This is a genomic window from Streptomyces sp. NPDC048001 (assembly GCF_043203115.1).
Taxonomy (GTDB): Bacteria; Actinomycetota; Actinomycetes; order Streptomycetales; family Streptomycetaceae; genus Streptomyces; species Streptomyces sanyensis.
The window spans coordinates 194,471-206,376 of record NZ_JBIDBN010000008.1 but is presented as its reverse complement, the minus strand read 5'-3'; the positions used below and the strand labels follow the sequence as shown (position 1 = coordinate 206,376).

The 11,906-nt window shown below is 71.8% G+C and carries 13 protein-coding genes and 1 tRNA gene; 2 read left to right on the top strand and 12 right to left on the bottom strand.

From position 1 onward, the window contains the following. Nucleotides 1-397: 397 nt before the first annotated feature. From ACGF15_RS16785 to ACGF15_RS16760, 6 genes are all read right to left on the bottom strand, one after another. Nucleotides 398-1,333: a hypothetical protein gene (locus ACGF15_RS16785; protein WP_392799714.1), complete on the bottom strand. Its 936-nt coding sequence runs from the start codon at nt 1,331-1,333 to the stop codon at nt 398-400. 209 nt (nt 1,334-1,542) lie between these two features. Continuing rightward, the gene (gene rplA, locus ACGF15_RS16780; RefSeq protein ID WP_256525426.1) at nt 1,543-2,271 is read right to left on the bottom strand and encodes a 50S ribosomal protein L1; all 729 of its coding nucleotides are present in this window, start codon (nt 2,269-2,271) and stop codon (nt 1,543-1,545) included. A 103-nt stretch (nt 2,272-2,374) separates the two neighbouring features. Next, entirely contained in the window at nt 2,375-2,809 is a 435-nt protein-coding gene (gene rplK / locus ACGF15_RS16775) for a 50S ribosomal protein L11 (RefSeq protein ID WP_256525425.1), read from the bottom strand. 178 nt (nt 2,810-2,987) lie between these two features. Further along, nucleotides 2,988-3,866, bottom strand: a complete 879-nt coding sequence (gene nusG / locus ACGF15_RS16770; RefSeq protein WP_345614466.1) for a transcription termination/antitermination protein NusG — start codon at nt 3,864-3,866, stop codon at nt 2,988-2,990. 74 nt (nt 3,867-3,940) lie between these two features. Then, nucleotides 3,941-4,225, bottom strand: a complete 285-nt coding sequence (secE, locus tag ACGF15_RS16765) for a preprotein translocase subunit SecE (RefSeq protein ID WP_345614465.1) — start codon at nt 4,223-4,225, stop codon at nt 3,941-3,943. 109 nt (nt 4,226-4,334) lie between these two features. Beyond that, nucleotides 4,335-4,407: transfer RNA gene (locus tag ACGF15_RS16760), tRNA-Trp, on the bottom strand. A 217-nt stretch (nt 4,408-4,624) separates the two neighbouring features. On the opposite strand from ACGF15_RS16760, the gene ACGF15_RS16755 reads away from it, so the two are divergent. Further along, entirely contained in the window at nt 4,625-5,851 is a 1,227-nt protein-coding gene (locus tag ACGF15_RS16755; protein ID WP_345614464.1) for a pyridoxal phosphate-dependent aminotransferase, read from the top strand. Between the two features lie 234 nt (nt 5,852-6,085). Continuing rightward, the gene (locus tag ACGF15_RS16750) at nt 6,086-7,114 is read left to right on the top strand and encodes an adenosine deaminase (protein ID WP_256525421.1); all 1,029 of its coding nucleotides are present in this window, start codon (nt 6,086-6,088) and stop codon (nt 7,112-7,114) included. 27 nt (nt 7,115-7,141) lie between these two features. Here ACGF15_RS16750 and ACGF15_RS16745 read toward each other — a convergent pair whose 3' ends face one another. The 6 genes from ACGF15_RS16745 to rpmG form a co-directional block, all read right to left on the bottom strand. Further along, nucleotides 7,142-8,197 carry a UDP-N-acetylmuramate dehydrogenase gene (locus ACGF15_RS16745; RefSeq protein ID WP_392799707.1) on the bottom strand — a complete coding sequence of 352 codons (1,056 nt, stop codon included), beginning with the start codon at nt 8,195-8,197 and terminating at the stop codon, nt 7,142-7,144. A 122-nt stretch (nt 8,198-8,319) separates the two neighbouring features. Then, nucleotides 8,320-9,822, bottom strand: coding sequence for a DHA2 family efflux MFS transporter permease subunit (locus tag ACGF15_RS16740; RefSeq protein WP_392799704.1), 1,503 nt, complete (start codon nt 9,820-9,822; stop codon nt 8,320-8,322). 85 nt (nt 9,823-9,907) lie between these two features. Beyond that, a complete protein-coding gene (locus ACGF15_RS16735) occupies nt 9,908-10,474 on the bottom strand; it encodes a TetR/AcrR family transcriptional regulator (RefSeq protein WP_360653063.1) in 567 nt (188 codons plus the stop codon). A gap of 154 nt (nt 10,475-10,628) precedes the next feature. Further along, complete coding sequence (locus ACGF15_RS16730) at nt 10,629-11,057, bottom strand: MaoC family dehydratase (RefSeq protein ID WP_392799701.1); 429 nt, start codon at nt 11,055-11,057, stop codon at nt 10,629-10,631. Next, nucleotides 11,057-11,509 (bottom strand): MaoC family dehydratase N-terminal domain-containing protein, encoded by a 453-nt coding sequence (locus ACGF15_RS16725; protein WP_360649978.1) that lies wholly within the window; start codon nt 11,507-11,509, stop codon nt 11,057-11,059. The genes ACGF15_RS16730 and ACGF15_RS16725 overlap by 1 nt, the downstream gene beginning before the upstream one ends. Before the next feature lie 152 nt (nt 11,510-11,661). Continuing rightward, a complete protein-coding gene (gene rpmG, locus ACGF15_RS16720) occupies nt 11,662-11,826 on the bottom strand; it encodes a 50S ribosomal protein L33 (protein WP_003956487.1) in 165 nt (54 codons plus the stop codon). Nucleotides 11,827-11,906: the final 80 nt, after the last annotated feature.

Here is an 11,906-nt window from a genome sequence, read left to right as displayed (position 1 = left end):
GAAGGGGCTGAACAACACGAACGCCCCGGGCACAGGTGCACGGGGCGTGGCTCGACCGGTCGGACATGCCGTCCGGGAGCGTGTTCCACAGTCACCTGCGCGGGACGTCCGCTGCTGAGCGGATCCTTCGGCCACCGGACCCTCGGGAGGAGAGCACGGCAACGACCAGCGGTCTTTGGCTTCCGTGGAAGCGTACGGGAAGCGGCCCCCGGCGGGCAAATCCGCTCCGCGCGGCCCCTTCCGCGCCCGGTGCCCTGCCGGCCCCGGCGTGTGCGGCGGGGCCGGCCGCCGTTGGAGCGCGGGCGCCGTGGGGCCGTACGGGACGGCCCCGGGCCCCCCGGGCCCGCACAGGGCGGGTCGGGGGTCCGGGGCCGCGGCGCGGGCGGGACCGGGCGGGTCAGACGCCCGCGCCGCCGGTGGGCTCCTCCATGGCGGCGCCGAGCTCGGCCATCATCTCCATGAAGTCGACGGTCTGGTCCGCCGGAGGCGTCTCGACGGCGATCCCGGCACCGTAGTCCGAGTACTCGGCGGTCACGGCGACGGCCCCCTCGGGGGTGTCCATGCCCACGTTCATCCGGACCGGGTAGCCGTCCCCGTTGACCCAGACCTCGATGTCGTAGCCCTCGGCGCCGACCTGCTCGACGTTGCCGAGCAGCTCCTCGCGCTCCTCGGGGGTGAGGATGTCGAGGGAGGAGTCGGCCTCCAGCATCTCGGCGACCGTGAGCGAGCCCTTGTAGTGCTCGGTGTCCACGCCGCCGATCTTCTCCGAGCCCACGTGCTTCAGGTTCGGCGATTCGAGCAGGATCGCCAGCTGGGCCGCCGGGTCCTGGTTCATGTTGTCCAGGCCACCGGTGAGCTGCTTCTGCAGGTCCTTGTCACCGGACTGCTCCGCCAGCGCGGTCATGTCCAGCTTCATCCAGCGCTTGCCGTCCATGTCGGCCGTGGCATCGGCCCCCATGTCCAGGTAGATGACACCGTCCTGCATGATCATGCGGACCTCGCCCGGGGTGGACGGATTCTGCTGGAAGCTCTCACCCTTGACGGTCATGTCCATCGCGCCGGGGTTCCAGCCGAGGACGCCCTTCATCTCCATCGAGCCCGCCGCGGCGGAGCCGGGCAGGGCTATGGTCATGTGGACCTTGGCCGACTTGGCCTCTCTGGTCTTGGAGAAGGAGGCCGTCAGGGCCTCGGTGGCCGCCTCCCGGCTCTGGAGCTTGGCCTTGGCCGGAGCCTCCGCGGCCTTGTCGTCCCCGCCCGTGCAGCCGGCGATGCCGACGACCGCCGCGAGAGCCACCGCGGCCGCACCCGCACGCCTGATCGCCACCGTCTTCATTCCCCACCCCTGATGGTCGTGCGCACCCCCGAGGAACGCGGGCGCCCTTTGCGTTCCCTTGAACCGTAACCCACACGGCTGACAGTCCGGCACCGGATGTTTCCGGGCCGCACCGGCCCGGAAACGCCGGAACGGCCCTTCCGGCTCCGAGGAGCCGGAAGGGCCGTTCCGTGGTGCGACGGGGCGCGGGCCCGCGGTCGCCGTCGGTGTCAGACGGCGGCCGGGTCCTCCTCGACGAGGAGGTTGCGGGTGCGGTTGGAGTCCAGCGGGATGCCGGGGCCCATCGTGGTGGTCAGGGTCGCCTTCTTGATGTAGCGGCCCTTGGCGGCGGACGGCTTCAGACGGAGGATCTCCTCCAGCGCGGCCGCGTAGTTCTCGACCAGCTTCGTCTCGTCGAAGGAGACCTTGCCGATGATGAAGTGCAGGTTCGAGTGCTTGTCGACGCGGAACTCGATCTTGCCGCCCTTGATCTCGGTGACGGCCTTGGCGACGTCCATGGTGACGGTGCCGGTCTTCGGGTTCGGCATCAGGCCACGGGGACCGAGCACGCGGCCGAGGCGGCCGACCTTGCCCATGAGGTCCGGGGTGGCGACGACCGCGTCGAACTCGTTCAGGCGGTTGCCCTTGGAGATCTCGTCGATCAGTTCGTCGGAGCCGACGATGTCGGCGCCGGCGGCCTCCGCCGCCGCAGCACGCTCACCGGTCGCGAAGACCAGGACCCGGGCGGTCTTGCCGGTGCCGTGCGGAAGGTTGACGGTGCCGCGGACCATCTGGTCGGCCTTGCGAGGGTCGACGCCCAGGCGGAAGGCGACCTCGACGGTGCCGTCGAACTTGGTGGCGGCGGTGTCCTTGGCCAGACGGACGGCCTCGAGCGGGGCGTAGTTGCGGCCCCGGTCGACCTTGGCGTCCGCGCCGCGGAGTGCCTTGCTGCGCTTCACTTCTTCTCCTGTGGGAGTCAACCGCGCGGTCTCGCCGCGCGGCGGGTGTGGAGTCGTGGTCCGGGCCGGCGCTGGCCCTGCCACTGAGGTCTTACGGGAGCCGTCAGCCCTCGACGGTGATGCCCATGGAGCGGGCGGTACCGGCGATGATCTTCTCGGCGGCGTCCAGGTCGTTGGCGCTCAGGTCCGGCATCTTGGTGGTGGCGATGTCACGGATCTGGTCGCGCGTCAGCTTGCCGACCTTGGTCTTGTGCGGCTCGCTGGAGCCCTTGTTCACACCCGCGGCCTTGAGGATCAGCTTGGCGGCCGGCGGAGTCTTGGTCACGAAGGTGAAGGAGCGGTCCTCGTAGACCGTGATCTCCACCGGCACGACCATGCCGCGCTGCGACTCGGTCGCGGCGTTGTAGGCCTTGCAGAACTCCATGATGTTGACGCCGTGCTGACCCAGGGCGGGACCGACCGGCGGAGCCGGGTTGGCCGCGCCGGCCTGGATCTGGAGCTTGATCAGCCCCGTGACCTTCTTCTTCTTGGGAGGCATGTGCTCTCTCCGGGTCCTAGTGAGAGTTTCCAGCACTCCAGCCGATCATCCGGATGGAGGCATACCGCACAACGATAACGGGTATCCATGTGCGGCCAAAAACCGAGCAGGTCAGACACCCTGCGCGGGGTGGTCTGACCTGCTCGGAAGCGCTGCGGCGTCTCGGGTGCCCGAGGCGTCAGTTCTTCTGGATCTGGTCGAAGCTCAGCTCGACCGGGGTCTCGCGGCCGAAGATCTCGACGAGGCCCTTGACCTTCTTCGAGTCTGCGTTGATCTCGTTGATCGTGGCCTGGAGGGTCGCGAACGGGCCGTCGGTGACGGTGACCGAGTCGCCGACCTCGAAGTCCAGCACCTGGACCTCGACCTTGCGGGCCGGAGCCGGCTTGCCCTCGGCCTCGGCGGCCTCGCGGGCGGCCTTCTCCTCGGCCTCGGGGGCGAGCATCTTGACGATCTCGTCCAGCGTCAGCGGGTACGGGTCGTAGGCGTTGCCCACGAAGCCGGTGACACCGGGGGTGTTGCGGACGACGCCCCAGGACTCGTTCGTCAGGTCCATGCGGACGAGCACATAGCCGGGCAGCTTGTTCTGCCGGACGTTCTTGCGCTCGCCGTTCTTGATCTGGACGATCTCTTCCTCGGGGACCTCGGCCTGGTAGATGAAGTCCTCGACGTTCAGCGAGACGGCACGCTGCTCCAGGTTGGCCTTCACGCGCTTCTCGTAGCCCGCGTAGGTGTGGATGACGTACCACTCGCCCGGCAGGCCGCGGAGCTCCTCGCGCAGGGCGGCGATCGGGTCGGCGGGGGCCTCGGGCTCGGCCGGCTCCTCGGCGGCGGGCTCGCCCTCGGGCTCGCCGTCCGCCGCGGCCTCGTCGTCCGCCTCGGCGGCGCCCTCGTCCTCCACGTGCAGCGCGGCCTCTTCGGCGGGCTCGGCGGCGGCGTCGGCCGCCTCGGCCTGGTCGGGCTCCACCGCGTCCGCCGCCTCGACGATGTCGAGCTCGTCCTTCACGGACTCGGAGCCCTCGCCGGAGTGCGCGGCGTCGTTCAGGTTCGGGTCAGACACGGTGGCTGCTTCTTCCTGGATACAGATGGGGTGGAACATGCGAAAGGGGCGCCGGTGACGGCGCCCTCCGCGGATCAGCCGAAGACGTACTTGACTGCTTCCTGGAAGCCAAAGTCAATCACGGTCACGAGGCCGATCATGATGACAACGAAGATGATCACCACAGTGGTGTACGTCGTCAGCTGGCTACGGGTCGGCCAGACGACCTTGCGCAGCTCGGCGACGATCTGACGGTAGAAGAGGCCGAGGCGGCCCAGCGGGCCCTTCTTGCCCCGCTTGCCGCCCTTGCGGGCCTTCTTCGACTCCTGCGACTCGTCCTCGGCATCAGGCGTGTCGATGGAGCCCACGGCGTCCGTCACGATGTCTCACCTGATTCCCGGGTCGTGGCCGTGCCGCGCCCGGTGGAGCCGCACGGCGGTGCATGGAAGTACGTACATGCGCACACATCCTGGCGATAGGTGTGTGTAGCAGGGCCGGAGGGACTTGAACCCCCAACCGCTGGTTTTGGAGACCAGTGCTCTACCAATTGAGCTACGACCCTTTGCGGTGTTCCCCAACCTACCGCATCCGACCCGATGCACTACGTGCCCGGTGCGTACGCGGCCGGTGAGGGCCAACGACGGTTGAGTGTACGTGTTCCCCGGCCCGGCGTCGAACAGGATCCGCCGCCGGGGTGGGCGGGGTCCGGTTCTGACCGTTGTTGTCCGCTCTCCGGAACCTGTGTGTCACGCCGGTTCGCCGTCTGACAGCATGGCCGCATGAGCGCTGCCACCCCTCCCACCGAGCGCCGGGTCTCCGCGCGCATCGGTGCGATCTCCGAGTCCGCGACCCTCGCCGTCGACGCCAAGGCCAAGGCCCTCAAGGCCGCCGGCCGGCCGGTGATCGGCTTCGGCGCCGGCGAGCCCGACTTCCCGACGCCCGGCTACATCGTCGAGGCGGCCGTCGAGGCGTGCCGCAACCCGAAGTACCACCGCTACACCCCGGCGGGCGGGCTGCCCGAGCTGAAGAAGGCGATCGCGGCCAAGACGCTGCGCGACTCCGGCTACGAGGTCGACCCGGCCGAGATCCTGGTCACCAACGGCGGCAAGCAGGCCATCTACGAGGCGTTCGCCGCGATCCTCGACCCGGGCGACGAGGTCATCGTCCCGGCGCCGTACTGGACCACCTACCCCGAGTCGATCCGCCTCGCGGGCGGCGTGCCGGTGGAGGTCGTCGCCGACGAGACCACCGGCTACCGGGTGTCGGTGGAGCAGCTGGAGGCCGCGCGCACGGAGAAGACCAAGGTCGTCCTGTTCGTCTCCCCGTCCAACCCCACCGGCGCGGTCTACAGCGAGGCCGACGCCCGCGCGATCGGCGAGTGGGCCGCGGAGCACGGCCTGTGGGTGCTGACCGACGAGATCTACGAGCACCTCGTCTACGGCGACGCCGTCTTCACCTCGCTTCCGAAGCTGGTCCCCGCGCTGCGCGAGAAGTGCATCGTGGTCAACGGCGTGGCGAAGACCTACGCGATGACCGGCTGGCGCGTGGGGTGGATCATCGGCCCCAAGGACGTGGTCAAGGCCGCGACCAACCTCCAGTCGCACGCCACCTCCAACGTCTCCAACGTGGCGCAGGCCGCCGCGCTCGCCGCGGTCTCCGGGGACCTGGACGCGGTGGCGGAGATGCGCACGGCCTTCGACCGACGCCGTCTGACCATCGTCCGGATGCTCAACGAGATCGACGGCGTGGTCTGCCCGACGCCCGAGGGCGCCTTCTACGCCTACCCCTCGGTGAAGGGCCTGCTGGGCAAGGAGATCCGGGGCAGGCGCCCGCAGAGCTCCGTGGAGCTCGCCGCGCTGATCCTCGACGAGGTCGAGGTCGCCGTGGTCCCGGGTGAGGCCTTCGGCACCCCCGGCTACCTGCGCCTGTCGTACGCGCTCGGCGACGAGGACCTGGTGGAGGGCGTGTCCCGGATCCAGAAGCTGCTGGCCGAGGCCAAGGCCTGAGCCGGGGCGGCACACGCCGCACGGCCGACGACAGCGGGGCGGCGCCCCTCCCGGAGACGGAGGGGCGCCGCCCCTCGTCGTGGGAGGGCGCCACCGCAGGCGGGCGGGAGCCGGGGAGTGTGCCGCGTCGTCCGTTCGGGCAGGCGCCGGGGAGTACTGCGTCGTCCGTTCGGGCAGGCGCCTGATCGGGGAAACCCCCTGCCGCGCGGGCGTCCGCTGAGGCAGGATCTCCCAATGGAGCACGTACGCGACCTCTCCCTTCTCCCCAAGGCCCATCTGCACCTGCACTTCACCGGATCCATGCGGCCCGCCACGCTGCTCGAACTGGCCGACAAGCACGGCGTCCACCTGCCGGAGGCGCTCACCGGCGGCCGGCCGCCGCAGCTGCGCGCCACCGACGAGCGCGGCTGGTTCCGCTTCCAGCGGCTGTACGACATGGCCCGCTCCTGCCTGCGGGACCCGGAGGACATCCGGCGGCTGGTGCGCGAGGCGGCCGAGGAGGACATCCGGGACGGCTCGGGGTGGCTGGAGATCCAGGTCGACCCGACCTCCTACGCCCCGCGCCTGGGCGGCCTGATCCCGGCGCTGGAGATCATCCTGGACGCGGTGGACAGCGCCTCCCGGGAGACCGGGCTGGGGATGCGGGTGCTGGTCGCCGCCAACCGGATGAAGCACCCGCTGGACGCGCGGACCCTGGCCCGGCTGGCGGTGCGCTACGCGGACCGGGGCATCGTTGGCTTCGGGCTCTCCAACGACGAGCGGCGCGGGATGGCCCGCGACTTCGACCGGGCCTTCGCCATCGCCCGGGAGGGCGGCCTGCTGGCCGCTCCGCACGGGGGCGAGCTGACGGGCCCGGCCTCGGTCCGCGACTGCCTGGACGACCTGCACGCGGCGCGCGTCGGCCACGGGGTGCGGGCAGCGGAGGACCCGCGGCTGCTGCGCAAGCTGGCCGAGCGCGGGGTCACCTGCGAGGTGTGCCCGGCGTCGAACGTGGCGCTCGGGGTGTACGAGCGGCCGGAGGACGTCCCGCTGCGGACCCTGTACGACGCGGGGGTGCCGATGGCGCTGGGGGCGGACGACCCGCTGCTGTTCGGCTCCCGGCTGGCCGCCCAGTACGAGCTCGCCCGCCGGCACCACGGGTTCACGGACGAGGAGCTGGCCGAGCTGGCCCGGCAGTCGGTGCGCGGTTCGGCCGCGCCGGAGGACGTGAAGGAGAAGCTGCTCGGCGGGGTGGACGACTGGCTGGCGGCGCCCCCCGGGTAGGCCGCGCGGCGGAGGCCGCCCGCGGCCTCAGAGGGAGACGCCGACGGTCACCGGTTCGTTGACCAGGGTCACTCCGAAGGCGTCCCGGACCCCGGCGACCACCTCGCGGGCGAGGGCGAGCAGGTCCTCGGTGGTGGCCTCGCCGCGGTTGGTGAGGGCGAGGGTGTGCTTGGTGGAGATCCGCGCCGGGCCGGTGCCGTAGCCCTTGGTGAAGCCGGCCCGGTCGATCAGCCAGGCGGCCGAGGTCTTGGTCATGCCGTCCGCGGCCGGGTAGGCGGGCGGGAGGACGCCGTCGCCGAGGCGCTCGCGCACCCGGGCGAGGAACGCCTCGTGCTCGGCGGGGCCGAGCAGGGGGTTGGTGAAGAAGGACCCGGCCGACCAGGTGTCGTGGTCCTCCGGGTCGAGGACCATGCCCTTGCCCGCGCGCAGGGCGAGCACGGTCTCCCGGGCGGCCGCGAGCGGGACCCGCTCGCCGGCCCCGACCCCGAGCACCCGGGCCGTCTCCGCGTAGCGCACGGGTGCGGACAGGCCGCCGGCGTCCTCCAGGGCGAAGCGCACCCGCAGCACCACATGGCGGTCGGGGCGGGCCTTGAAGCGGCTGTGGCGGTAGGAGAAGGCGCACTCCTCGCCGGAGAGCACCACCGTCTCGCGCCTCACGCGGTCGTAGGCGACGACCTCGGTGATCGTGCCCGAGACCTCCTGGCCGTAGGCCCCGACGTTCTGGATCGGGGTGGCGCCGGCCGAGCCGGGGATCCCCGCGAGGCACTCGATCCCGGCGAGGCCCGCGGCGACGGTGCGGGCGACCGCGTCCGACCAGACCTCCCCCGCGGCGAGCTCCAGGCGGGTGCCGTCGAGGGCGAAGCCGGTGGTGGCGATGCGCAGCGCGGTCCCGTCGAAGCCCTTGTCACCGATCACCAGGTTGCTGCCGCCGCCGATGACCAGCAGCGGGGTCCCGGTGTCGTCCGCCTCGCGTACGGCGGCGACGACCTCGTCGTCGGTGGTGGCCGTGACCAGCCGGGTGGCGGGGCCGCCGAGCCGGAAGGTGGTCAGGGGGGCGAGGGGGGCGTCGTGGAGTACCTGCACGGGGACAAGAGTACGGTCCGCCGGTGCGCCGCCCCGATCCCCGGTGGCGGGCCCCGGCCGGGCGGGCCCTTCCGGAGGCCGGGGGCGCGGGCGCGGGCCCGTGCCCCCGGCGGGTCCGGTGCTCAGGCCGCTCCGACCGGGCGGGGGGCGTGCGCCGCCGGGCGCTCCGCCTCCGCCGGGGCGTCGGAGCCGGGCTCCGCCGCCTGTGCGGGCGGCGTGTCCTGCGCGTCCTGCGCGTCCCGGGGGGCCGGTCGGCCGCCGGGTATCAGCAGGGCGGCCAGGGCGGCGAGGGCGACCGCGCCCGCGCCGATCCACAGGGCGGGGACGGTGCCGTCGGTGAACTGCCGGCCGTCGGCGTAGCCGCCGCGGGCGGCGAAGACCGCGCCGAGCACCGCGATGCCGAGGGCGCCGCCCACCTCCCGCAGGGCGTTGTTGGCGCCGGAGGCGATGCCCTGCTCCTCGCGGCGGACGCTGGACATGACCACGTTGGCGGCGGGGGCGAAGTACAGGGCCATGCCGATGCCGCTGAGGATCAGGGCGGGGAGCTGCGCGGTGTAGGAGACACCGGGTTCCAGGACGAGGGCGAAGGCCGCCAGGCCGAGGGCCTGGAGGGCCAGTCCGGCGACGACGACCGGTCGGCCGCCGATCCGGTCGGAGAGGATGCCGGCGACGGGCGCGACCAGCAGCGGCATGCCGGTCCAGGGGAGCATCCGCAGCCCCGCCTCGGTGGGCGAGTAGCCGGCGACGACCTGGAGGAACTGGCTCAGCAGGAAGATCGACCCGAACATCCCGAGGAACATCAGCAGGCTGGCGATGTTGATGCCGAAGAAGGCACGTTCGCGGAAGAGCCGCATGGGCAGCATGGGACGGCGTGCGGTGAAGCCGTGCCGGACGAAGGCCAGGAGGAGCACCGTGCCGCCGACCAGGCCGAGGAGGACCCGGGTGCCGGTCCAGCCGTGGGCGTTGCCGTTGACCAGTCCGTAGACGACACCGAAGAGGCCGCCGCTGACCAGGAGTGTGCCGGGGAGGTCGAGACGGGCGTCGGGTGCGTGGGACTCGGCGAGGCGCAGCCGGGCCAGGGGCAGCAGGACCAGTCCGACCGGGACGTTGAGCCAGAAGATCCACTGCCAGGCGATGTGCTCCGTCAGGCTGCCTCCGATGAGGGGTCCGCTGGCCACGGCGAGGCCGGTGACGGCGCCGAAGACGCCGAGGGCGGCGCCGCGCCGGGCGGCGGGGACGGCGGCGGTCAGCAGGGTGAGGGTGAGGGGCATCATGATCGCCGCCCCGACGCCCTGGACGGCGCGGGCGGCGACCAGGGCGTCGATGCCGGGGGCGAGCGCGGCGGCCGCGGAGGCGCCGGTGAAGACCGTCAGCCCGGCCATGAAGAGCCGTCGGCGGCCGAAGCGGTCCCCGAGTGCGGCCCCCAGCATGAGCAGGACGGCGAAGGTGAGCGTGTAGGCGTTCACCGTCCATTCCAGGTCCTCCAGCGAGCCTCCGAGGTCGGCCCGGATGGACGGCAGCGCGGTGGTGACGACGAGGTTGTCGAGGGCCGCCATGAACCCGGCGACGCTGGTGATGACGATCGTCCAGGCGGCGAGGCCGCGTGGTGCGTGGTGCTCGTTCACTGCTCCCCCAGAGGGTTATTTATTGATTACTAACTTATGCGGGCAGGATGCGCCCCGGGAGGCCCGCCCGGCCCGGGCGGGCGCCTCACTCCCCTTCGGGGCACGTGGACGCGGGGCCGTGGAGGCCCGACCAGAGCCGGTGCCCGGGCGGGAAGCCCATCGAGACCAGGACGTTGATGAGCATGCCGTAGGCGAGGAACGTCGTCGTCTCCCCCACGTCCGCCCCCAGGGGCGCGTGGACCGCGTCCCACAGGGCCACCCAGCCCGCCCTGACCCGTTCGCCGAAGGCGTGGTCGCCCGCCGCCTCGGCCGCGGCCACCGCGACGTACATCTGCATCTGCATCAGCAGCTTGTCGGGGTCGTCGGCGATGAGGCGCTGGTAGGCCGCCCCCATGGCGGCGAGCGCCTCCTCCCCGGCGAGCCCGTCGGACGCCTCCTCGAAGACCCGGCGGGTGTCCGAGAGGCAGCGCTCGCTGGCGGCGAGGAAGATCGCCTCCTTGTTCGGGAAGAGACGGAAGAGGTACGGCTGCGAGACGCCGACCCGGCGGGCGATCGCCTCCGTCGAGGTGCCCTGGTACCCGGCCCGCGCGAACTCGGTGACCGCCGCCCTGATGACGCTCTCGCGCCGCTCCTCCGCACTCATCCTGACCATGAGAACTAAGTTAGTGACCAATTACTAAACTGGCAAGCCCGGAAACGGCTCCGGCTCCCGCCGTGCGGCGGGAGCCGGAGCCGTTTCCGTCGGGGACGCCGGTCAGGCGAGGGGTCGGGCCCGCCGGCGGCGTCACCACGACGCAGCCTCACTGTCAGGCGAGCTGCACGACCGCCCGGGCCATGCCGAGCACCTTCTGCCCGGCGCTGGTCGCCGTCAGGTCGACGCGGACCCTCTTGTCGTCCAGCAGGGCCGCGACCTTGCCGCTGACCTCGATCACGGCACCCTCGTCGTCGTTCGGGACGACGACCGGCCTGGTGAAGCGGACGCCGTACTCGACGACCACACCGGGGTCCCCCAGCCAGTCGGTCACCACACGGGCGGCCTCGGCCATGGTGAGCATGCCGTGCGCGATGACGTCGGGCAGGCCGACCTCCACGGCGAAGCGCTCGTTCCAGTGGATCGGGTTGAAGTCGCCGGAGGCGCCCGCGTACCGCACCAGCGTGGCGCGCGTCACCGGGAAGGACGCCGACGGCAGCTCGGTGCCGACCTCGACGTCCGCGAATGCGATCCCCGCTGCCATCACGCCTCCTCGGCGGCCCGCGCCACCAGCTTCGTCCACGCCGTCACCACGTGCTCCCCGGCCTCGTCGTGCACCTCGCCGCGGATGTCCAGGATGTCGTTCCCCGCCAGGGACTTGATCGCCTCGATGGTGGAGGTGACCGTCAGCCGGTCCCCCGCCCGGACCGGGCGCACATAGGCGAACCGCTGGTCCCCGTGCACGACCCGGCTGTAGTCGAGACCCAGCTTGGGGTCCCGCACCACCTCGCCGGCCGCCTTGAAGGTGATGGCGAAGACGAACGTCGGCGGGGCGATCACGTCCGGGTGGCCCAGCTCGGCGGCGGCACCGCGGTCGGTGTACGCGGGGTTGGCGTCACCGATGGCCTCGGCGAACTCGCGGATTTTCTCCCGGCCCACCTCGTACGGCGCGGTGGGCGGGTACGTCCGCCCCACGAAGGACTGGTCGAGCGCCATGGGCTGGCTCCCTCCTGGTTGGGCGACTGCAAGGGGTCGGCGGTTACGGCACGCGGTCGGGCCGCGGCCCGACGACCGGCGGGAGTCCCCGCGCGGCGTGCAACGACACGAGGCCGCCCCCGTGCGGGGGCGGCCTCGTGTACGAGCCTGATTCAGCGCGTCTCGCGGTGCGCCGTGTGCGAGTTGCAGCGCGGGCAGTGCTTCTTCATCTCAAGACGGTCCGGGTTGTTGCGCCGGTTCTTCTTGGTGATGTAGTTCCGCTCCTTGCACTCCACGCAGGCCAGCGTGATCTTCGGGCGGACGTCGGTGGCAGCCACGTGAGTGCTCCTTGACGGACGGATGGGAATGGATGAACGCAGAAAAGAGTAGCCGATCGCAGGACCGACCCCACAATCGG

Excerpts from the sequence above, each read along its gene's own strand:
- ACGF15_RS16785 (WP_392799714.1), bottom strand. The coding sequence starts at position 1,333 with ATGAAGACGGTGGCGATCAGGCGTGCGGGTGCGGCCGCGGTGGCTCTC.
- ACGF15_RS16755 (WP_345614464.1), top strand. The coding sequence starts at position 4,625 with ATGAGCGCTGCCACCCCTCCCACCGAGCGCCGGGTCTCCGCGCGCATC.
- rplK (WP_256525425.1), bottom strand. The coding sequence starts at position 2,809 with ATGCCTCCCAAGAAGAAGAAGGTCACGGGGCTGATCAAGCTCCAGATC.
- ACGF15_RS16735 (WP_360653063.1), bottom strand. The coding sequence starts at position 10,474 with ATGGTCAGGATGAGTGCGGAGGAGCGGCGCGAGAGCGTCATCAGGGCG.
- ACGF15_RS16725 (WP_360649978.1), bottom strand. The coding sequence starts at position 11,509 with ATGGCGCTCGACCAGTCCTTCGTGGGGCGGACGTACCCGCCCACCGCG.
- ACGF15_RS16750 (WP_256525421.1), top strand. The coding sequence starts at position 6,086 with ATGGAGCACGTACGCGACCTCTCCCTTCTCCCCAAGGCCCATCTGCAC.
- ACGF15_RS16730 (WP_392799701.1), bottom strand. The coding sequence starts at position 11,057 with ATGGCAGCGGGGATCGCATTCGCGGACGTCGAGGTCGGCACCGAGCTG.